The organism is Acetobacterium carbinolicum (assembly GCF_047456275.1).
GTDB classification, from domain to species: Bacteria; Bacillota; Clostridia; order Eubacteriales; family Eubacteriaceae; genus Acetobacterium; species Acetobacterium carbinolicum.
The window spans coordinates 2218796-2240996 of record NZ_CP173357.1; the positions used below are offsets into that span (position 1 = coordinate 2218796).

Below are 22201 nucleotides of genomic sequence, written 5' to 3' on the forward strand. Positions count from 1 at the left end.
CTTTTCCTTTCGTAAATGGTGTGTGTTTTTTACGCCGTTGTTTATTCTGCTTCGTAGGGACAGGTACTACCCGCCCGCAGACGTCCGTCTTGCAACCCATGTTCCATTTAAATACCCTACCGCATTAGCATTCCTCCGGTCGCATCGATGGTTGTGCCAGTGAGATAAGATGCCGGTTCCGAGACCATAAAAACTGCGATGTTGGCCACATCTTCCGGCTGAGCCACTCGACCAATGGGGATCCGGCTTTCGTAATAACCGGGGTTGGCTTCTAAGTTATCCCTTATCATATCGGTGTTAACTATCCCCAGGGCAATGCCGTTAACCGTAATCCCTTTAGACGACAGCTCCCGGGCCATGGAAATGGTCAATGCTACCATCCCCGCCTTGCTGGCAGCGTAGTGGGCATGGCCAGTGGTAGAGCCGTTAAAGGCCGCCTGAGAATTAATATTAATAATCCGCCCGGGTCGCTTCTTTTTTAGATTGATTTTGGCAAAATACTGAGAGGTGAGAAAAGGCGCTGTCAAGTTCACATCCATGGTCTCTTCCCAGTCCGATAAGGGGATATCCTGAATCCATCCGGTTAACCAGATCCCAGCGTTATTGATCAGTATATCCAGATCTCCCAGCAGCGCTTCGGCCGCCTTCATCATTTCTCCCACATCATCGGCATTATTCATGCTTACCCCCAAAGGATAGGCATTTACCCCCATGGATTTAGCTTCTTCCACCACTTCTGATAGTTCTTTCGATTTTTTTCGGGCTGTTACCACCACATTAACGCCTTCTGCTGCTAGCCCCAGAGCAATCGCCCGTCCCACTCCCCGGGAACCCCCGGTGATGATGGCGTTTTTTCCTTTTAATTTTAAATCCATTTTCTTAGTCTCCCGTTTTTTTACATATTTGTCCATTATGGGTTCGTAGGGGCGGGTAGTACCCGCCTGCAAGCGTTTTCTTGAGATCAACGTTTACGGGCGATTGATAATGACCTCGGGGTCAGACCCTCGCCCCTACGAAGCGATGCATAACGTTCCTCGGTAATTGCTGAATGGCCTTCTTTAATATTCGTCCCAGATCCCATCCAGCGCATTGATAACCTTCAGATAGCGGTTGTACTTCTTTTCATAAAGGGCCTGTTTAGTGGGGTCGGGAACCGCAGTAAAGGCAATTTCCACCATCACATCCGAAGCCGCCTTGAAACTTTCATAGGCGCCAGTGGCAACCCCGGCACAAATCGCTGCTCCCAGTGCCCCCAGTTCGGTACATTCAGTGACTTCAATAGGTACCTTAAGAATATCTGCAAACATCTGCACCCAAACCCGGGATTTAGCCACCCCACCGGCTATGCGGATACTCTTTGGGGCACTACGATATTTAAGCAACTTTTCAATATGATACTTATGACTAAAGACAATCCCTTCGTAAACGGCTCTTAGCATATTATCCCGGTTGTGATAGCTGGACAATCCGACAAAACAGGCCTTGGCATTGATGTTGACATTGCTGGCGTATAAAAAGGGTAGGAAGACCACGCCACAATCTTCATCGGCCACACAGTTGACACAATGGTTGGAATACTCATAGACATCCTGCTCTTTGAGATCAATATCCCGAAGGATTTCAGTTAAAAACCATTCCAGATTACTGGCCGAGGTCGGGCTGCCTTCCAGGATCATCCAATAACCGGGGATCGGATAAATGGAGGTCATAAACAAGTCCTTGTCAACTACCGGTTTTTTACTGATATATTCATTGATGCTCCAGGTCCCGGCCACCACGCACATTTTATCCTCATCGGTGATTCCCACTGCCATTGCTGAGGCGTGAATATCCATACAGCCCCCGGCCACTGGGGTTCCTTCAGACAGACCGGTCAGTTCGGCCACTTCCTTGGTGATCGTGCCGCAGACTTCCCCTGAATAACGCAGTGGCGGCAATTTATCATAAATGCTTTCAAGCCCCATGTCTTTGAGCAGATCCCGGTCATATTTCACATCCCGGACATTCATCAGACTGGAACCGGACATATCAGCAATTTCCCCATAAGCTTCCCCGGTTAACCGGAAACGGATATAGTCCTTGCACATGAAAATCCAACGGGTTTCTTCCAGTACCTCGGGTTTATGATCCATAAACCATCTTAGCAGAGTAGTGGGCTGTCCCGCAAAAACACTCTGCATGGTTTTAGGCAAGATCTTATCATGAGTGCCGTCTTTCTGCCATTTAATAACGTATTCCCGGCCCCGGACATCGGTGGAGATCATGCCATTGGTAGTCTGGCTACCATCAGCTCGAACCAGATAGAGGCCGTTCCCATGACCAGTGGCGGAGAGCCCGATGATCTCACTGCCATTGATACCGGCTTTGGCGATCACCCCTTTAATCGCTTTGACATTGGCCTGCCACATTTCTTCGACGTCACGTTCGGTGAAGCCCGGTTCCGGCTGGTACATGGCTGTTTTGGAGCTAGAAATTGCCACCTCGTTTCCTTTTAAATCGTAAAGTGCCGCTTTAATCATGGTGCCGCCATTGTCAAGACCCAGTAAATATTTTCCCATTTTGTAGCCTCCAATTATATTTTTAAATTTAGAACGATTTGATTGTTTAACCTTTGCGGGCAACTGCTGTTGCCCCTACAGTATGATAAATTACGTTTTGTTTCCCTTCCTCAATACCCCCTTTTCTCACGAAAAAAAGTCCTGCTTAATAAATGTGATATAATTTATCACATTTATTAAGCAGGACTCACACAATTACCATCCGGCACATTCTATTTTGTTTTAATGTCCTATATCAAAAATCACGTTACCACAGCGACTTGTCACTGACCGTCAAACCCTTAAAACCACATGCTTTAATCTTTCTCATCATTTCCCGGTCCCGGACAAATCCGCCCGCTAATAAGGGAATTTTTGCCGCCGCCATCAGTGTTTGATAACAATCCAGAGCCATGATCGCCGGTAGCAGCTCAGCTCCGTCAACCCGTGAACATTCAATAATTTTAAGCGCGGTCTCAAAAGATCGCGAATCATGAAGAAAAAATCGCTGAAAAGTAACGAGGCCACATTGTTTTGCCATCCCCAGCTTACCGCTGTCGGTTGACATGACCCCATCCACATGGTAATAGTTTTTTAATAGCTTCATTCCCACGTGATCTTTTCCAAAACCACCCAGCAACTCCAGATTGATCAGCGCCTTCTTATCTTTTGCATGTACCAGTTTAACCAGCTCCTGCAGATTGGCAATGTGGGCTTCAGTGAGTAAAACGACCTGAACATCACTATTAAGCGCAATTTCTAAATCACCCAGCCTGCGAATTGAAGGAATAACCTGAAATTCTGTAAAATCAATCCAACTCATTTTATCTCCTCATTGACTAGATCATAGCACAAGGGGAATGAAACCGTCAACATTTTTTTAAGCAGTAACATTATCACTTGCTTAAAAGCACTGATCATTATCGATCGTCTACGTCCTTAGAGTAGCGACCATCCGGTCTGAGTTTAATAATAAATCCAGAGCATCCAGCGGACTGTTCACGACAATATCCGCTGCCAGCAGTGACTTTACAAAACAGCCTTCAGTTCCGATCACAGCGATGGAAAGCCGGCTTTCTAAAAACATTTCCCGATCATTGTTGCCGTTTCCGATGGCAACATTAGTCGCTCCACCGATCGACTCAACGAAGGCTTTTTTCTTTTTTGAAATATTATCTTTTGAAAAAATCTCAATGGTCACCGGCAGATCGCCACATTGCTTTCGCACCAGACCAAAGGTATCAGCGGTAAGAATATACACGTCCACCCCCAGCTTTGTAAGAGCCACCAGTCTTTCTTTAAGCCCCTTCACCAGAAAGCCATCGACTGCCAGGGTACCGTTATAATCAAAGGTCACATGCTCAACTGTGATGGTCTCATAGCCGGGAATTTTTAGATTTATCATCACTAACCTCTCTTTCTCATCATTTGTCCGTAAGTACAATCACAGTGGCCACTTTCTTCTCGCAGTCTTTCTTAAGTCGACTGCACAAAGCCAAAAAGGCGGCGGTACTAACACCCCGAGGCGGGGTGTTGACAATAATCAATTGGGGTCGCCGGATTCGTGCCATGCCATATTCCAGGCGGATGTATTCAGCGCCACTAAGATCTTTAATAGAAGTATTCATCTTGTCCTCAAGACCAATCATGCTTGCCAGTGCATTTAGGTTGATCCGATTCTCCCGGAGATGTAAAAGCAGCGCAACCAACACTGTCTTGACCCGGGTTTTGCTAACCCGCAAATGCGAATTTTCAAAGATCATCACATATTCCTGCTTTCGCAATCGTTTTAACTGATCCTGCTTGTCCCTGGTAAATGTGACCCGGTTAAAAATCAACCGCTCATCGGATTCTAAAGACTGACCCATGATTTTTTTAAAAAAAAAGCTCTTCTCTTCTTGGGTAATAAAGTTTTCTTCCTGATAACCGTTCTTTTCCACCGCAAAGATCGGCTTTCCACCTTTTCGGATCTGTAACAAAGAAAAATCACGATAATTATCCAGAGATTTACCGGATTTTTTAAAGACATCCAACATTACCAGGGTCATTTCATTGACCAGAGCAAAATCTTCCACTGAAAAAAAACCATTTTGTTTGTTAACCAGCTCCAAGGCGCCAAAAACCTCCGATTCATCAATTCCCAACGGCACCGCAATTTCAGAGGTAATGGTCAAACCCATAGCTCGCTTCAGACTACCAACCTGTAGCCGGTAGTGACGGAAATCTTTGATATATAGTGGCAATCCAGCAAAGACTGATTGGGCTGCAATCCCCTGTCCCGGGCGCAGTTTCAGTTGATAAAGATCTTCTGCCCGGGGGCCTTTAATAATTAATGGATAAATAAATGACCCCCGGGTATCTTCATCTCGAAGCCAGATAATTGCCGCTTGAGCCTCGGTTACCAATAGGATTTCGTCCAGGGTAGTGCTTAATAGCCGGGGCAGTGAGATGATCTTGTCAATGTTTTCCTGGAACTGGGCCAAACATTCATCGTGGGTCAAACGCTTTTCAGTGGCATAGTCGTTAAAAAATCGGGTTTTCAGTCGGCTATTGGTTTCCCGGATAACCCGGGTACCTTCCAGATTTCCAAATTCGTCAAAACTAACCTCAGCAAAGCCATGAATATCAATAAAATGTCGGTTTGCATAGCGGTTAAGAGGGGCCGTACGGCTGATATAAGACACATAGCTGGCCTTTCTAGTGGGGTCATTGGCATGAACAATATACTCAAATCGATCTGTTTTTAAGGCCGCCTTCTGACTGTCACTCATGGTGTACCAACAATAGGGCTGGGCATTAACGCAATAAGCATTAGTGTTTTCGTCAAGCCGATTGATATAAACGTATGTGGCCAGATTACCACCTTTAGAATGTCCGAAAAGATTACGTTCCCCCAGAATCCCGGTCATATAGTAGTCGAAAAAATCGATCGCTTTATGATGATGAGCGGTGACCACGCCCAACGAAGCAATCAGACAGCCGCCCCAGTCCAGAACAATACTGCTGAGATCCATCTGTTCACAACCGCTAAAAACCACCGCCCCGTTATTTTCGCAGTCTTCCATGGCAAGGCCAACAAAGCTGGATTTAATCTTATCGTCGGAATTACCGTAGCAACCATAATTATCATTACGATAACCAGTAATAATAACATCGTCCAGGTTATCGCTGGATGCGTAAATTCGCTTAAAATGAGCCTGCCTTCTTCTTTTGTATTGGCTCCCATGCCGAGAGCGACTAATAAAACCAGGATACGTCGAACAGCCACACTGCTCTATCAGATCGATATATTCATCCAATTTTATCGGGGTTTCCCGGGTAATCTGATTTTTATACTGGGATGGCAAATGAAAATAAACCAGTTCCAGCAACAAGTATTTTTCAATATCCAGCAACTTACTCATTTTCAGGCTCATGGTGTTCCTCATTTCTAATGATTGCACTTAGTTAAACAAATCATATCACAATGACTTTCAGAATAAAAGATAGGATTTCTATTTCAAGAGAATATTTCTATACAGGAGATATCAATAAAAAGAAGAAATATTTTTATTCTATGTTGCATTTGCAACCGTCAAACAGAAAAACATGTAGTATCATTATGTTATCGTCAGTTTAAAAAAACGCAATAGTTTGGATAAATATTTAGTTAAACGGATGTTTAAATAAATAAATACGATTAAATCGTTATTTTTCACTATCTATGGGTAATTTATAAGAGAAGTGATTTTACAAAGGTTATTCCCCGTTGATACGGGTTAACAAATAAAATAGTTACGAGAGAGGTAAAAAATGAAAGACATGTTTTGTTTTCAATGTGAACAGACTGCCAAAGGAACCGGATGTGAGGTCAAGGGAGTCTGTGGTAAAACAGCGCCAGTTGCCGGTCTCCAGGATAAATTAGTCGGTGCCTGTATTGGGCTGTCTAAAGCCGTAAAAAAAACAGCGGCTACCCCGGCCACCGACGCCTGTATCAAAAAAGCATTATTCACTACTGTTACCAATGTCAGTTTTGATGATGAGAGTCTTAAAGTAATGGTAGACTGTGTTGACAAAATGAAAGCTGATCTGGATCCAACCGCCGAAGATTATGATATGGCAAAACTCTGGGATGATAATGAAGATATTCGATCCCTGAAAACGCTGATCCTTTTAGGTGTTAAAGGAGTGGCTGCCTATGCTCATCATGCCGCAATCCTGGGTTACAACGACCCTGAAGTCGATGCCTTCTTCTATGAAGCACTCGCTGCTGTCGGCTCTGATCTGGGCATGGACGTGTTACTGCCACTGGTACTCAAAACCGGCGAAATTAATTTAAAATGCATGGCATTGCTGGATAAAGCTAATACCGAAACCTATGGCACCCCGGTACCAACAGAAGTGCCATTAACCATTGAAAAAGGACCTTTTATTATCATCACGGGTCATGATTTACATGATTTAAAATTATTGCTGGAACAAACCGAAGGCAAGGGCATCAATATTTATACTCACGGTGAAATGCTGCCAGCTCATGCTTATCCAGGACTCAAAAAACATACCCACTTAAAAGGAAACTTTGGGACAGCCTGGCAAAATCAGCAAAAAGAATTCGCTGCTGTACCAGCCCCGGTTCTTTTCACCACCAACTGTATTATGCCAGTGAAAGAAAGCTATTCTGACCGTATTTTCACCACCGATGTGGTTCAATACCCCGACATGATCCATGTTGGCAAAGAAAAAGATTTTGCCCCAGTGATAAAAAAAGCGCTGGAACTGGGCGGATACCCGGAAGATAAGGAAATGACCGGCATCAATGGCGGTAAAACACTATTAACCGGATTTGGTCATGGCACTGTTCTAGGCGTTGCTGACAAGGTCATCGCAGCTGTAAAAGCTGGCGATATCAAACACTTCTTCCTGGTTGGAGGCTGTGACGGGGCTAAAACCGGACGTAACTACTACACCGAATTTGTTGAAAAAACACCGGCTGATACGATTGTCTTAACCCTGGCCTGTGGTAAATACCGCTTCAACGATCTTGATCTGGGCACCATCGGCGGCTTGCCACGACTGATGGATATGGGCCAATGCAATGATGCTTACTCGGCCATTCAGGTGGCTGTGGCTCTGGCTGGCGCTTTTGATTGCGATGTTAACGAATTACCGCTAAGCATGGTCTTATCCTGGTACGAACAAAAAGCGGTTTGTATCTTACTGACCTTATTACACCTCGGCATCAAGAACATCTTATTAGGACCATCACTACCCGCTTTTATTTCACCCAACGTTTTAAACGTGCTGGTTGAAAACTACAACATCGGACCAATCACCACCCCAGAAGCTGATATGGCAAAATTACTGGGTTAAAACCAACTCGCTATTGAAAAAGTGTGGTCGGTACCATCGGGTTTTCTTTATACTACCGTACCGATCAATTGTTAACATCATCAACCAAATTAAAAGTCTGTCAAAACTCCCCTGAAAAGGGCCTTTGGCAGACTTCACTCTTTACCGCAATGATTACCAAAAAACTTGAAGGAGGACTTGTTTATGGGTTACCAAACTACGCCAGAGAAAATCAATGCTATTTTTTCTGACCTTTCAAAAGACTTCATTATTTATGCCCCCAAGCGGTTTGTCGGCGATGGCACCTTTACCGATATCGACACCATTCGTTACGGCGAAATCGCAGATCTATCTGAAATCGAATTTGCCGAAAAATCAGACTACTCTTTTAAAGAGGTCTTACTCCCCATCTCTGAAACACTTTTTTATTTTACTGAAAATGAAATAAAGGAGTCTGATGTGCCCAAAAAAGGGGCGATTGTGTTTTTACGCAGCTGTGATCTGCACGGTCTTAAACGAATGGATACCATTTATCTGGAAAACGGTGCCGTTGATAGCTATTACAAAAGGCTGCGGGATCAGACCAAATTTATTTTAATCGGCTGCGAAAACTCGTTTGATAACTGTTTCTGCGTTTCGATGGGCACCCAGAAAAGCGACGACTATGACGCTTACATAAAGGTTGATGGTGAAACCGTGCTGGTTGACAGTCACTGGGATCTCCTGGACACCGCTTTGGCCGGTGCACCACCATCATCAGTGATTCCTGATTCTGTCACTGCCAATGACACCGTCGTGACGATTCCTGAAACGGTTCCCCAGACCCTGTTTGACGCTCCATTCTGGGAAGATTACGGCAACCGTTGCATTGCCTGCGGACGATGCAACTTTGTTTGTCCCACCTGTACCTGTTTCACAATGCAGGATATTTTCTACACCGACAACGGCAAAGCCGGCGAACGGCGGCGGGTTTGGGCTTCTTGCCATGTTGATGGCTACACTGATATGGCCGGCGGACATGCGTTTCGAAATGACAAGGGCCAACGGATGCGCTTTAAGGTGATGCACAAGATAAACGATTATAAACGACGCTTCGGCACCCATATGTGTATCGGCTGCGGCCGCTGCGACGATGTCTGTCCGGAATATATTTCTTTTGCCAATTGCATTAATAAACTGAGTGATTTGGTAAATGATGCTGCAAAGGAGGAAATTTAAATGACTGTGACAACAACTGCGTCTCATACAACGAATTCAGATAATCCTTATCTTCCTTTCCTTTCGGAAATCGTCGACGTGATCAAACATACTGAAATTGAGTTTACCTTCCGGATGACCTATCGCGGCGAGGTCAAACCGGGACAATTTTTTGAGGTATCGCTACCCAAGTTTGGCGAAGCCCCCATATCGGTCAGCGGCATCGGTAATGGCACGGTTGATCTGACCATTCGTAAAGTTGGCAAGGTTACGGATGAAATCTTCGAAAATTATGTCGGCGATACCCTGTTCCTTCGGGGACCCTATGGCAATGGCTTTGATATCACCAACTATATGGGCAAAGAAATTATTCTGATTGCTGGCGGCACCGGTCTTTCGCCAGTGAAAGGAATCGTCGATTATTTTTCGGCCCATCCCAACGACTGTAAAAGCTTTACCCTGTTAGTAGGTTTTAAATCGCCCAACGATGTCCTCTTTAAAAAAGACTTCAAAGAGTGGGAAAAAAACATCAATGTCATTATGACCGTGGATACCCCGGTCGACGGCTATTGCGGCAAATGCGGACTGGTTACCCAATACATTCCGGAAATCCCGATTAAAAACACTGACGAAGCGATCGGGATTGTGGTGGGACCACCGATGATGATGAAATGCACGATCACCGAGCTTTTTAATGTCGGATTCAAAGAAGAAAATATCTGGATCTCCCAGGAGCGAAAAATGTGCTGTGGCATTGGTAAATGCGGGCACTGTAAAATCGATGATACCTATATTTGTCTGGACGGTCCGGTTTTTAACTACACCAAGGGAAAATTTTTAAAGGATTAGGAGGAGTGCCATGTTAGATCTAAATACCAAGAAGATAAAGAAGAATGCCTATCGCGTCACCAAGGTCCGTGGGGAAACCGCCTCACGAGTCCGGGTTCCCGGCGGCTTATTAACGGCGGAACTGCTGCCGCTGATTCAAAACATTGCAAAAACCTATGGCAATGGCCGCATCCATTTAACCACCCGTCAGGGCTTTGAAATCCCGGGTATTAAATATACCGATATGGACGCCGTCAATGCGCTGCTACAGCCGATTATTGATAAATTGGATATTAATCAGGAAATCCCCGGCAAAGGCTATACCGCAGCCGGCACGCGCAATATCTCTGCCTGTATCGGCAGTAATACCTGTCCATTTGCCACCTATAATACCACTAATTTTGCCAAGAAAATGGAGCAGGAAATCTTTCCCAATGATCTCCATTTTAAGGTCGCCTTCACCGGCTGTGCCAATGACTGCATCAAAACCCGGATGCAGGATTTTGGGATCATCGGGATGACCGAACCCCAGTATCAAAAAGAACGCTGCATGGGTTGTCTGGCCTGTGTTAAAGCCTGCCAGAAAAAATCGGTGGATGCTTTGTCAGTAGAGAATTACCGAATTGTCCGGAACACCGAAAAATGTGTCGGCTGTGGCGAATGTGTGATCAACTGCCCAACCCGGGCCTGGACCCGCAGCCCGGAAACCTACTACCGATTGGCGATTATGGGCCGAACCGGAAAACGAAACCCCCGGCTGGCCGAAGATTTTCTGGTTTGGGCGACCGAAGACGCGATTGTCAAAATTATTAAAAATACCTATCGATTTGTAGAAAACTACATCAATCGGGAAGCACCCGGCGGCAAAGAACACATCGGCTACATCATCGACCGCACTGGCTTTGAAGAATATAAAAAGTGGGCTCTGGAAGGCGTGGAACTGGATCCCCGCACCATCGTTAAAAGCCCGGTTTACTGGGGCGGTATTCACTACGATTGAAACAAGGGTTTCGGCAACAGCCGTACCGACCAATTGTTAATCTGTTGTTCGCTACGGAATCGGACACTAATAAAAAATTAGAAATTTCTTATTTAGTGATTGGCTCGTTGCCTTCACGCAGGCTATCGCCGTGTCCACTCTGATGCTACACAACTCGATTGATAATTGTCGGTACTGGATTAGTTTGTAAAAGATAAGAGCATCGTAAAAAACGACTTAATCGAATCATGATTAAGTCGTTTTTGCGTTGAATCGATCAGCTTCTAGGCTTTGGCGATTTCTTTACCAAAGTCGATGGCTGATATCTGCTCAGTATCATCGGGGTTCCACTGATTTTTCAGACCCTCGTTGATGATTTCGAATCCGGCGCCTTCCAGCCATTCATTTAACACCTTAGTTGACTCACCGCTCCAACCATAGCAGCCAAAGGCGGCAGCTTTTTTATTTTTAAACTTAAGCTCCTTCATCAAATGAACAAAGCCGGCGATGGAGTGAAGGATACTGCCACCAATGGTCGGCGAACCAATCAGCACCGTCTTTGCTTTAAAGACTTCGGTAATTAAGTCATTCTCATCACTTTTTGACAGGTTGAAGACTTTTACTAAAACATCTGGATCGGTCAGGCTAATCCCCTCGGCAATATTTTCGGCCAGATTTTTAGTACCATTCCACATCGTGTCATAGATTATCGTGATCTGGTTTTCCTGATAATCTCCTGCCCACTGGGCATATTTCTCAATGATTTGCATCGGATTGTCATTCCAGATAACGCCATGGCTGGTGGCGATCATATCAATGGTCAGATTAAAGGCAATAATTTCGTCTAATTTCTTTCGCAATATGGCACTAAAGGGGGTTAGAATATTGGCATAGTATTTTATCGCTTCCTGATACAAATCGCATTGATCGACCAGCTTATTAAACAGTTTTTCGGTAGCATAATGCTGGCCAAAGGCATCATTGCTAAAGAGAATATTGTCTCCGGTCAGATAGGTGGCCATGCTGTCCGGCCAATGGAGCATCCGCATTTCCACAAAAATCAATTCTTTGCCATTGCCGACGTCCAGCTTATCTCCGGTTTTCACGACATTGAAGTTCCAGTCCTGATGATACTGACCCTTTAAAGACTTTACTGCGTTTTCGGAACAGTAAATGGGAACATCCGGAATTCGCGCCATCAATTCCGGCAAAGCACCACTGTGATCCACTTCCCCATGATTAGCGACAATATAGTCGATCTCATTCAAATCGATTACCTGCGTTAAGTTTTCCACAAATTCTTTGGCATAGGGTAACCAGACCGTGTCGACTAAAACAGTCTTTTCTTCCTCGATTAAATAGGAATTGTAAGTGGAGCCATGATTGGTTGAAAATTCATTGCCATGAAACTGTTGCAGCTCCCAATCGACTTTACCTACCCAGCTCACGTTATTTTTAATTCGTTTTTTCATTTTAATCTCCATTCCGCCGCTATCATTTACTTATAAGCGACATATAATGTATATACCCTTACATGTCGAAAATAACTTTATTGGAGAAAAAAGCTGTATTATGTATGAAATCCAAACAGCCAACTAGTCTTTTTCATTTTCTGCAAACAACAAGCCATTTTTTAACGCTGTTTTAATCGCCGCATTTTTCCCATTAACCTCCAGCTTTTTATAAACATTCTGAAGATGGGTCTTAACCGTACCCGGAGCGATATAAAGCCGTTTAGCAATTTCTTCGCGCTTTAGACCTTCAGCGGTAAGCCGCAATACTTCTTGTTCTCGTAGAGTGAGACTGACTCTGGACAATTCCTCATTTTTCAGAGTCTTTAGATAAACTTCACTAACTGATAGCAGCCAGCGAATAAATTGATCTTTAGGCTGTCGATCATTGATTTCTCTCAACATCACAATGAGAAAGGGTGCATTTTCCACAAAGGGCATAATGATTCCATCCAGATAAGCTTCTCCCAAAATCTTATTAAGGGCATTAATTCCTGCTTCAATGCCATATAGATTATATTTGGCAATGGCTTTAAAGATTCCGTTATGGATTATTCCCAACTGATTATGATAGATCGAAAAATATTCTATAAAACTCTCGGAAAGAATTTCAAGTTTAACAAAATTCCGGGATGCGGCGACCGCCTTGCCATAAACCAGATAATTTAAAGCCACCCCCTGATAAAGCAAATCAGCAGTGGTCATATCCCCCACCTGAAGCCAGTAGGGAATCATCTCTGTCTGTTCCAGATTGGCATAAACATAGCCCTTGCAAATGTCCATGGTGGTATTGTAAATAGGATTCCTGACCTCCAGAATTTCTTTTTCCAAATCACGAAGACGATTCAGGGCAGCAGTAATTCTTCCTTGTAAAATCATCAGCCGAATCAGTACAAAATTGCCACAAATAACAATACTGTGCTGATCTTTGGTCCGGGCTTTAAAGATTGCCTTTTCACCATTAAGTTCGGCCTCTGCCCAATTACCAGTTTCCAGACTGTATTCGGCCCGGGCCTGATATTCAGATCCGGTTCCGCAGCCACTGGTAAATTGAGAATAAACCGGAACCTTCTCGACAATCAGTTGGACTGTTTTTTGATACCGACCCGGTTCTCTGAAATAATTATAACTCAGATGGGGGGATCCAAAGGTAAATTCATTTTCTTTTCTCATAATGTAGGATTGTTCCCCATCCAATAGCTTGATAATCAAATCATTGGTGACGGTGGATTCTTCAATATGATTAAATACCGTAAACCGCTTAACGATGTTGATTTCAGCCAGAATCCGATTTCGGTAAGTCTGATCAATGCCATCCTGTTTATTATAAAACTGCTCTAACTGATCCAATTGTCTACGACTACCAATCGCTGTGCGCTCATTTCCGTGGAACAAACAAACAAGAATATGCAGTAAATAGGCCATCGGATAGTGATACAACACGTTAAGCGGCGTTTTTTCAAACATCTCCTGCGAGCCCTCAAATACCGCCATTTCAGAGCTGATGTTTTGGGGATTGTTCAAATGCTCAAGAATCCGTCTAATTTCTCCTGCGCGATAAAAGCTCGCATAAGCCTTTGGAAAATTCAATTTGTCTAGATACCATTCACCCATGCGGATGTACAGCGCCTTTTTTTCATCGGCTAAGAGATTTTGTTTTGACCTTAAAAAATCAAGCAATACAAAATGAATTTGATAGGTTTTATTTACTTCATCAAAATAAATAAATGAATTTTCTTTCTTCATTTTTCTCAAAATATCAGCCGTCTGCGATTCGCCGGTTATAAACTGGGCCTGTTCGGCAGTAAAACGATCCATAATTGAAAGTTTGATTAAATATTTTTGGGTCAGCGCATCATAAACACTAAAAAGCGTTAAACTGATGAGCTCATCGATGGTCATATTCATCCCTACTGGAATCCCTTTTTCCAAACCAAGCAGCAGCATATAGGTCAGAGTAATCCAACCACCTGCGTATTCAGTTATTTTTCGCAAGTCTTTCTCCGATATTGTTTCCATCATCATGATGCAATAATCCCGGACTTCGACTTCCGTAAACTTTAAAACTTCCTGGGTGATCCAATTGCAAAATCCCTTGGCCACAAGTTCTGTGCTGTTTAAATTCCCTGTATTTCGGGTAACAATAATAAGATAAAAGTTTTCAATTCGCTCGGTCACGATCAGCTCAATCAACCGATTCAAGGGCTCATAATCAGTCAGATGGTAGTCATCTAAAACCATGAATAAGGGCTCATCTGTGATTACCGTGTTTAATACCGATAACACTTGATCCATCTGGGGTACGTCCACCGGAAAGCCCAGCTGCTTTAATGTCTCGCCGGTATCACGATCCCATTTGCTAATTTCATCGCAGACTTTGCTCCATTTATAATCAGCAGAACCATTCTCAGGTTGAAACGCAACCCAGATGGATTTTATTTCTTTCGTTTCCAGAAATTCTCTAACTGCCGTAGTCTTTCCATAACCCATCGGTGCTTCCACAATGGTCAGTGGATAATCATAAACTCGTGCTAAACGATCATTAATGCGTTCTCTTTTTAAGAATTGTTTTTTCACTCTAATGTCTCATTTCCTAGTTTCAATTCAATGTAAATTGATAATTAGAATAATCTCTATGATTCATTATAGCCGGATTTTTGACACCTGTTAAGTTTTTTTTAAAGACATTCTCGAATTTATGGTTCAGACCAGGAAAGCTGACCCTGCTAACCCTCGATATTGATAATGTGCTCAGCCCAATCTTCATAAAACGAGGCTTCATGTGAAACGAGAATCAGACTACCAGTCCATTTGATCAGCTCGCTTTTTAGTACCGCTTTAGCATCGGCATCCAGATGATTGGTGGGCTCATCAAGAATCAGAAAATTCGCATTGGTCAGCATCAGGATACAGATTTTTACCTTGGCCTGTTCCCCGCCACTAAGGGTCGCGACCCCCTGAAGCATGCTTTTTGCTTTTAAACCGCACTGCGCCAGATAGCGCCGCAATTGGCTCTGAGACAGCTTGGGATACACATCAGAAACGACTTGAATAGGGGTCAGAGTGGGGTTGTCCCAATTGAGATCTTGCTCAAAATAAGCGATTTTAATATTATCCGCAAACTTGAATTTTCCCGAAATCGGTGGAATCTGTTTGACCAGGGTTTTTAGCAGAGTGGATTTTCCAATCCCGTTAAAGCCGGTGATGACGGTTTTCTGACCCGACTCGATTTTAAAATTCATTTTGGCTAGCAACGGGTAATCATAGCCAATCTCCAAATCCTTGACCGTTAAGGAGCGCTGGGCTGAGATGTGCAAGGAAGTCAAACGAAAATTGGGTTTTGGCACTAATTCTGGCGGCGGAATCCGATCGATTCGATCCAATTGCTTCTGCCTGCTCTTAGCCATGCTGGCGGTGGAAGCCCGAGCCTTGTTTTTGGAAATATAGTCTTCAAACTTTTTAATTTCTTTTTTCTGGGCTTCAAATTCACGAATATAGCTTTCCCGTCGCAGCCCTTTCAAGGTGATAAATTTGGTGATGTTGCCGCTGTACTTTTTGATGGTGGAAAACTCGATGTCACAGACACAGGTGGTGATCTTGTCGAGAAAATCAAAGTCATGGGAAATCACCAGAAAGGTGCCCTCATAGGCTTTTAAATAGTCGGTCAACCATTCCACATGTTCCTTGTCCAGAAAGTTAGTCGGCTCATCTAAAAGCAACACATTAGGTTCTTCCAACAGCAGCTTGGCCAAAATAACCTTGGCCCGCTGTCCCCCACTAAGCTGTTCCAGGATGCTATCCATCCCCAATGCTGTAATCCCCAGCCCATCAGCAATTTTTAAGATCCGGCTTTCCAGTTCATAAAAACCGGAATTCTCAAGCAAACTTTGCAGGTCCGAGGCTCTGTTCATGGCTTTTTCACTGCAGTCGCTGCCCATGTCTTCATAAATTTTGGTGAGCTGGATTTCTGTTTCGTAGAGCTCATGAAACGATGTTTTTAAATAGTCAAACACCGTCACATCCTGATCAATTTTAGCATGTTGATCGAGATACCCGACCTTGATCCCTTTTTGCCAGCGAATCTCCCCACCATCGGGGATAATTTCTCCGATTAGGGTATTTAAAAGGGTGGTCTTCCCCGTTCCGTTGCGCCCGACAATCCCCATATGCTCTCCTTTGAATAATTCAAAGGAAGCCTCCTGATATAAAATTTTATCACCAAACGTATGTGATAGATTAATAACGTCCAATAGTCCCATTCATATTTCTCCTCGTTGCGAATTTTTAGCAAAAATAAAACAGAGAGCCATTTTATACTGACTCCCTGTCATTATAAAAGGCCATAACGAACATTGCGTTATGGCCTGAAAACTTTCCTGTTGATTATCGGTTTAAGCACATCAAAATAAAGCATAGCAATATAATAAACAAATATCGTAGTACCGACAATTGTTATGTCGTGTTGTGTGCCTCAAGGCGAACACGGCGATAGCCAATACGACTTGCGCGCATACAACTGATTAACAAGTAGTCGGTACGGGTAGTTTGCCGTTACACTTAAAATAAGTTGCTATCCCATAAAAACGCTTAGACCGATGAGAATAAAAGTTTTAGTTTAGGCTCTAAACAATGTCTCATCGAAACTTTCATTGCCAGAGCTACTTCAATAGTTAAAATCATTTTGTTACACCTTCTGCACCTATTTTATCAAAACCGGTTGAACTTGTCAATTGACACTTAAAAAACCAGCACTGTCCTTTAAGGATGGTGCTGGTACTTTCTCAGTATAATGCTATAAGAACTTCCATAAAAATGAATACTCTAGTACCGACAATTGTTGTATCGTGTTGTTTGCATCAGAGCGGACACGGCGATAGCCTGCGTGAAGGCAACGAGCCAATCACAAGCTTGCTTGTAGTTGGCGACTGCCCGCGACTAATAAGAAATTTCTAATTTTTTATTAGTGTCCGATTCTGCAGCAAACAACTGATTTAACAATTGATCGGTACGGTAGCTCAATCGAACGCCTGATTACATCAGTTTGCTGATGTTCTTGGTAAAGGCTACCACGTCGTCAAGCGGCAGGCCGGCAATTAGTCGGGCCTGATTGTAAAGCAACTCGGTGTAGAGCGCAAACTGATCATCATCTACTTCATAGAAGCTTTTCAGTTTTTCATAAACCGGATGGTTTTTGTTGATTTCCAGCACTTTCTTCGCCTTCACATCACCCCCCTGAGGCATGGTGTTTAAGGTCATTTCCATTTCGATGGAAAGATCTCCTTCAGTGGAAAGATAAGCCACGTCATCTTTTAAGTGGGCCGTGGTTTTTACCTTCACGACTTCATCTCCAATCAGGTCTTTCATTTTTGCCAGAAGTTTTTCATCCACTTCAGATGTTTTTGTATCATCATCGGTTTGATTTTCTTCCGGCGCTTCCAGTCCCAGATTCTGGCTGGAAACTGAACGGAATTCCTTGTCCTGATACTGTTTTAAGGTCTGGGTGACAAATTCATCAATGGTCTCGATTAAATAGAGAATCTCATAATTTTTGTTTTTAATAATGGAAACCTGGGGCAGCTTTTCAAGCTGACTAACCGATGAACCAGTGGCATAATAAATGTATTTCTGATCTTCCGGCATCCGTTCTACGTATTCTTTAAGAGTAACCATCTTGCCTTCTTTGGATGAATAAAAGAGCAGGAAGTCCTGAAGTTTTTCCTTATCCTGTCCCCATTTGTCATAGGTTCCGACTTTGATCTGATTACCGAAAGCGGTAAAGAATTTTTCATAGGTTTCGCGATCGTTGGCCAGCATTTTTTTGAGTTCTTCGGAAATTCGGGTATCGATTTTACGGCTGATTAAGCGTAACTGACGATCCTGCTGAAGCATTTCCCGGGAAATATTTAATGAGATATCCTCGGAGTCTACCACCCCTTTAACAAAACTGAAGTAATCCGGCAACAGCTCGCTGCATTTTTCCATAATCAGGACGCCGTTGGAATAGAGCTCGAGCCCCTTTTCATAGTCTCTGGTGTAGTAATCAAAGGGGGCCTGACCGGGGATATAAAGGATCGCTTTATAGCTCATCGCCCCTTCAATACTCAGGTGAACATGAGCCAGGGGGGCATCAAAGCCTAGTCGCTTGTCGTGATAGAAATTGTTGTAATCCTCATCGGTCAGCTCATTTTTATTTTTTCGCCAGATCGGGATCATCGAATTCAGAACATCATCTGCCAGATAGGTTTCGTATTCCGGATTTTCACTGTCCTTGGTGTCTTCTTTGACTCGACTCTTTTCCTCCACCATCTTAATCGGGTAACGGATAAAGTTGGAGTAATGCTCAACTAGCTGGCGAATGCGATAGGGTTCCAGATAGTCATCGTAGTTATTATCTTCCGAATTCTCTTTGAGATACAGGGTAATTTTTGAACCATGGGTGGTGCGGGTTCCGGGTTCAATGGTATAGCCATCAGCTCCTTCAGAAACCCATACAGAGGACGTTTCCTCGTCAAAGGATTTGGTTTCCACCTCAACCTTGTCAGATACCATAAAGGCTGAATAGAAACCGACCCCAAACTGGCCGATAAGATCAAAATCTTCTTCCATTTCCTGATCGTCCTTAAAGTCGCTGGAACCACTTTTGGCAATGGTACCCAAGTTGTCTTCCAGTTCCGCTGCGGTCATCCCGATCCCGGTATCTTCAATGGTCAGGGTCCGGTTATCTTTGTTGGGATGAATACGGATGTAGTAGTCGTCCTTATTAAAGGTTTTATCTTTGTCTGTTAATGTTTTGTAGTAAACCTTGTCGATGGCGTCGGACGCATTTGAAATCAATTCTCTTAAAAATATTTCTTTGTTGGTGTAAATTGAATGGATCATTAAATCCATCAGACGCTTGGATTCTGATTTAAACTGCTTTTTTTCCATAACATACCTCTTCTTCATGTCGTAATCGTATTAGCACTCTTTCTTTGTGAGTGCTAACAATATTGTAAGTAACTTTATGAAAAGTGTCAACACTTTTAATGATTTTTTAAGACTAAATGGTCATCAAATTAATTAATCCTTTGAAACGATAAAAAATCAAAAAAATGCCCGGCTAATTCTCACAGCCGGACATTTGCTATTTTGTTTTTACAACTTAAATTCGGTGGTAAAACGTCTGATCGCTTCTTGTGTGTTTTCCTTGCTGCCAAAGGCAGTCAGTCTGAAATACCCTTCACCGCTGGGACCAAAACCCACACCCGGTGTTCCAACAATGTTGACCTCACTGAGAAGTTTGTCAAAAAAGGCCCATGAGTCCATGCCTTCCGGCGTTTTTAGCCAGATATAAGGGGCATTAATCCCGCCAAAAACTTCAATTCCAGTACTGGCAACGCCTTCACGAATCATTTTGGCGTTATTCATATAATATGCTACTAGCGCTTTGATCTGCTGTTGACCAGCTTCGCTATAAACAGCTTCCGCGCCTTTTTGGATAATATAAGGAACGCCATTAAATTTGGTACAGTGTCGGCGGTTCCACAGTTTATTAATTTCAACCGGTTCGCCCGCTTTGGTATAGCCCATCACTTCTTTGGGAACTACTACATAGGAGCAACGGGTTCCGGTGAAGCCAGCATTTTTGGAAAAGCTTCGGAATTCGATGGCTACCTCCTTGGCACCATCAATTTCGTAAATACTGTGTGCCACATCGTCTTCCTGAATATAGGCTTCGTAAGCAGCATCGTATAAAATAATAGCCTGGTTGGCTTTGGCATAATCCACCCATTTTTTCAGCTCAGTTTTATTAATCGTGGTTCCGGTCGGGTTATTGGGGAAGCACAGATAAATCAGATCCACCTTTTTGGTTGGCAATTGTGGCACAAAGCCATTTTCGGCGGTGCAGGGCATATAGGCCATCTCGCTCCACTTACCGTCAGCACCTAACGTTCCACTGCGGCCAGCCATAACGTTACTGTCGACATAAACCGGATAAACGGGATCAGTGATCGCGATTTTAGTATCTTGACTAAATAGTTCCTGAATATTGGCAGTATCACTTTTGGAGCCGTCACTGACAAATATTTCATCAATCGCCAGATCGACACCCCGGGTTTTAAAATCAAACTCGACAATTTTTTCCAGTAGAAAATCATAGCCTTGTTCCGGACCATAGCCCTTAAAGGTTTTTTCATCGGCCATTTCATCAACAGCGGCGTGCAGACCGGTGATGACTGCTTCAGGCAGCGGTTTGGTCACATCACCAATTCCCAGTCGAATGATGTTGGCCTCCGGATTAGCGGTTTTATAGGCTTCCACCCGTCTCGCTATTTCTGAAAAAAGGTACGAGCCTGGTAATTTAAGATAATTTTCATTAATTAATGCCATGTTATTTTTTTCCTTTCGTTATCGTCTCTTGACTATTTAATAAAGGTCTTTTGCAAGAACCGTACCGACAAATGTTAATCTGTTGTATGCTGCAGGATCGGACAGGTCTATGACCTGTTCGCCCTGATGCATACAACATGATGTAACATTTTTCGGTACTCCGATTTTTTTTAATATTAGCGTCACTATTTAAAACTACTTTTTCCACTTGGAAAAATCCAGGGTGGCGAAGTAATCGTCCGGGGTTTCGGCCCGACGGATCAGTTCGGTACTACCGTCTTCTTTAAGCAACACTTCAGCAGATCGTAGCTTGCCATTGTAGTTATAGCCCATCGCAAAGCCGTGGGCACCGGTGTCGTGAAGCACAACCAGGTCACCGATATCAATTTTGGGAAGTTCTCTGTCAATGGCAAACTTGTCATTGTTTTCGCATAAGCCCCCGGTGACGTCGTAGATATGATTAAGGGGGGCATCTTCCTTACCCATCACCGTGATATGATGATAGGCACCATACATGGCCGGACGCATCAGGTTGGCTGCACAGGCGTCAAGACCAATGTATTCTTTGTGAGTATGTTTCTCATGCAGGGCGGTGGTGACTAGATGTCCAAATGGTCCCAGGACAAAGCGACCCAGTTCGGTGTAAATATCAATATCACCCATTCCGGCCGGCACCAGAATTTCTTCAAAGGCTTTTTTCACACCTCGGCCGACTTCATAAATATCGGTAGGTTGCTGATCGGGCAGGTAAGGAATCCCCACGCCTCCCGAGAGATTTATAAAGGCAATATGAGCGCCGGTTTCCTGATTCAATTCCACGGCGGTCTGGAAAAGAATTCGTGCCAGGGCCGGGTAATATTCATTGGCGATGGTATTGCTGGCTAAAAAGGCATGGATCCCGAAATGTTTAACCCCTTTACTTTTTAGAGTTGCAAATCCTTCGGTCATTTGTTCCCGGGTAAACCCGTATTTAGCGACCTGAGGGGTATCCATAATAGCGTTATCAATAACAAAGTCACCGCCGGGATTAAATCGGCAACTGATGGTTTCCGGCAATCCTGCTACCTCTTCCAAAAAGTCAATGTGGGTGATATCGTCCAGAGTAATCAAAGCGCCCAGTTTGCTGGCCAAAACAAAGTCTTCTTTTGGCGTTACATTGGAGGTAAACATAATATCCGCTCCGGAAAAACCAACCGTATCGGACATCATCAGTTCGGTATAAGATGAGCAATCTACCCCACAGCCTTCTTCTTTTAGAATTTGTAAAATAGTTGGGTTGGGGGTCGCCTTGACGGCAAAATATTCTTTGTAGCCCTTATTCCAGGAAAAGGCTTCCTGCAAGTTTCGCACATTTTCGCGAATCCCCTTTTCATCATAGAGATGGAAGGGGGTTGGGAATTCTCTTACGATTTCTTCTAATTTTTCTTTGTTTACAAAGGTCTTTTTCATCT

15 protein-coding genes are annotated in these 22201 nt (G+C 43.7%); 4 read left to right on the plus strand and 11 right to left on the minus strand.

Annotation, left to right across the window (positions count from 1 at the left end):
• Positions 1-116: 116 nt before the first annotated feature.
• From ACIZ62_RS10335 to ACIZ62_RS10355, 5 genes are all read right to left on the minus strand, one after another.
• A complete protein-coding gene (locus ACIZ62_RS10335; protein ID WP_414150116.1) occupies positions 117-875 on the minus strand; it encodes an SDR family NAD(P)-dependent oxidoreductase in 759 nt (252 codons plus the stop codon).
• Positions 876-1058: 183 nt separating this feature from the next.
• Entirely contained in the window at positions 1059-2558 is a 1500-nt protein-coding gene (locus ACIZ62_RS10340; protein ID WP_111886732.1) for an FGGY-family carbohydrate kinase, read from the minus strand.
• Between the two features lie 247 nt (positions 2559-2805).
• The gene (locus tag ACIZ62_RS10345; protein ID WP_414150117.1) at positions 2806-3360 is read right to left on the minus strand and encodes a glycerol-3-phosphate responsive antiterminator; all 555 of its coding nucleotides are present in this window, start codon (positions 3358-3360) and stop codon (positions 2806-2808) included.
• 108 nt (positions 3361-3468) lie between these two features.
• The gene (locus ACIZ62_RS10350) at positions 3469-3942 is read right to left on the minus strand and encodes an HAD family hydrolase (protein WP_414150118.1); all 474 of its coding nucleotides are present in this window, start codon (positions 3940-3942) and stop codon (positions 3469-3471) included.
• A gap of 19 nt (positions 3943-3961) precedes the next feature.
• Positions 3962-5953, minus strand: a complete 1992-nt coding sequence (locus ACIZ62_RS10355) for a GAF domain-containing protein (RefSeq protein WP_414150119.1) — start codon at positions 5951-5953, stop codon at positions 3962-3964.
• Between the two features lie 376 nt (positions 5954-6329).
• Here ACIZ62_RS10355 and hcp point away from each other — a divergent pair, with 376 nt between their 5' ends.
• From hcp to asrC, 4 genes are all read left to right on the plus strand, one after another.
• Positions 6330-7886, plus strand: a complete 1557-nt coding sequence (gene hcp / locus ACIZ62_RS10360) for a hydroxylamine reductase (RefSeq protein WP_111886728.1) — start codon at positions 6330-6332, stop codon at positions 7884-7886.
• Between the two features lie 183 nt (positions 7887-8069).
• Positions 8070-9083, plus strand: coding sequence for an anaerobic sulfite reductase subunit AsrA (gene asrA / locus ACIZ62_RS10365; RefSeq protein WP_414150120.1), 1014 nt, complete (start codon positions 8070-8072; stop codon positions 9081-9083).
• Positions 9084-9911, plus strand: a complete 828-nt coding sequence (gene asrB, locus ACIZ62_RS10370) for an anaerobic sulfite reductase subunit AsrB (protein ID WP_414150121.1) — start codon at positions 9084-9086, stop codon at positions 9909-9911.
• A gap of 10 nt (positions 9912-9921) precedes the next feature.
• The gene (gene asrC / locus ACIZ62_RS10375; protein WP_414150122.1) at positions 9922-10890 is read left to right on the plus strand and encodes a sulfite reductase subunit C; all 969 of its coding nucleotides are present in this window, start codon (positions 9922-9924) and stop codon (positions 10888-10890) included.
• A gap of 263 nt (positions 10891-11153) precedes the next feature.
• On the opposite strand, the gene ACIZ62_RS10380 is transcribed toward asrC, so the two are convergent.
• The 6 genes from ACIZ62_RS10380 to ACIZ62_RS10405 all read right to left on the minus strand — a co-directional run bounded on the left by ACIZ62_RS10380 (position 11154) and on the right by ACIZ62_RS10405 (position 22199).
• Positions 11154-12341, minus strand: coding sequence for an anaerobic nitric oxide reductase flavorubredoxin (locus ACIZ62_RS10380; protein WP_414150123.1), 1188 nt, complete (start codon positions 12339-12341; stop codon positions 11154-11156).
• Positions 12342-12464: 123 nt separating this feature from the next.
• Positions 12465-14957, minus strand: a complete 2493-nt coding sequence (locus ACIZ62_RS10385; protein ID WP_414150124.1) for a LuxR C-terminal-related transcriptional regulator — start codon at positions 14955-14957, stop codon at positions 12465-12467.
• Between the two features lie 149 nt (positions 14958-15106).
• Complete coding sequence (locus tag ACIZ62_RS10390) at positions 15107-16639, minus strand: ABC-F family ATP-binding cassette domain-containing protein (RefSeq protein WP_414150125.1); 1533 nt, start codon at positions 16637-16639, stop codon at positions 15107-15109.
• A 772-nt stretch (positions 16640-17411) separates the two neighbouring features.
• Positions 17412-19307: a molecular chaperone HtpG gene (gene htpG / locus ACIZ62_RS10395; RefSeq protein ID WP_414150126.1), complete on the minus strand. Its 1896-nt coding sequence runs from the start codon at positions 19305-19307 to the stop codon at positions 17412-17414.
• Positions 19308-19514: 207 nt separating this feature from the next.
• The gene (locus ACIZ62_RS10400) at positions 19515-20750 is read right to left on the minus strand and encodes an LL-diaminopimelate aminotransferase (RefSeq protein WP_414150127.1); all 1236 of its coding nucleotides are present in this window, start codon (positions 20748-20750) and stop codon (positions 19515-19517) included.
• Between the two features lie 195 nt (positions 20751-20945).
• Positions 20946-22199 (minus strand): diaminopimelate decarboxylase, encoded by a 1254-nt coding sequence (locus ACIZ62_RS10405; RefSeq protein WP_111886719.1) that lies wholly within the window; start codon positions 22197-22199, stop codon positions 20946-20948.
• Between the last annotated feature and the right edge of the window lie 2 nt (positions 22200-22201).

What these genes read in the sequence shown, in the direction of transcription:
- ACIZ62_RS10335 (WP_414150116.1), bottom strand. Translation starts at nt 875, where the DNA reads ATGGATTTAAAATTAAAAGGAAAAAACGCCATCATCACCGGGGGTTCC.
- ACIZ62_RS10340 (WP_111886732.1), bottom strand. Translation starts at nt 2,558, where the DNA reads ATGGGAAAATATTTACTGGGTCTTGACAATGGCGGCACCATGATTAAA.
- ACIZ62_RS10345 (WP_414150117.1), bottom strand. Translation starts at nt 3,360, where the DNA reads ATGAGTTGGATTGATTTTACAGAATTTCAGGTTATTCCTTCAATTCGC.
- ACIZ62_RS10350 (WP_414150118.1), bottom strand. Translation starts at nt 3,942, where the DNA reads ATGATAAATCTAAAAATTCCCGGCTATGAGACCATCACAGTTGAGCAT.
- ACIZ62_RS10355 (WP_414150119.1), bottom strand. Translation starts at nt 5,953, where the DNA reads ATGAGCCTGAAAATGAGTAAGTTGCTGGATATTGAAAAATACTTGTTG.
- hcp (WP_111886728.1), top strand. Translation starts at nt 6,330, where the DNA reads ATGAAAGACATGTTTTGTTTTCAATGTGAACAGACTGCCAAAGGAACC.
- asrA (WP_414150120.1), top strand. Translation starts at nt 8,070, where the DNA reads ATGGGTTACCAAACTACGCCAGAGAAAATCAATGCTATTTTTTCTGAC.
- asrB (WP_414150121.1), top strand. Translation starts at nt 9,084, where the DNA reads ATGACTGTGACAACAACTGCGTCTCATACAACGAATTCAGATAATCCT.
- asrC (WP_414150122.1), top strand. Translation starts at nt 9,922, where the DNA reads ATGTTAGATCTAAATACCAAGAAGATAAAGAAGAATGCCTATCGCGTC.
- ACIZ62_RS10380 (WP_414150123.1), bottom strand. Translation starts at nt 12,341, where the DNA reads ATGAAAAAACGAATTAAAAATAACGTGAGCTGGGTAGGTAAAGTCGAT.
- ACIZ62_RS10390 (WP_414150125.1), bottom strand. Translation starts at nt 16,639, where the DNA reads ATGGGACTATTGGACGTTATTAATCTATCACATACGTTTGGTGATAAA.
- htpG (WP_414150126.1), bottom strand. Translation starts at nt 19,307, where the DNA reads ATGGAAAAAAAGCAGTTTAAATCAGAATCCAAGCGTCTGATGGATTTA.
- ACIZ62_RS10400 (WP_414150127.1), bottom strand. Translation starts at nt 20,750, where the DNA reads ATGGCATTAATTAATGAAAATTATCTTAAATTACCAGGCTCGTACCTT.
- ACIZ62_RS10405 (WP_111886719.1), bottom strand. Translation starts at nt 22,199, where the DNA reads ATGAAAAAGACCTTTGTAAACAAAGAAAAATTAGAAGAAATCGTAAGA.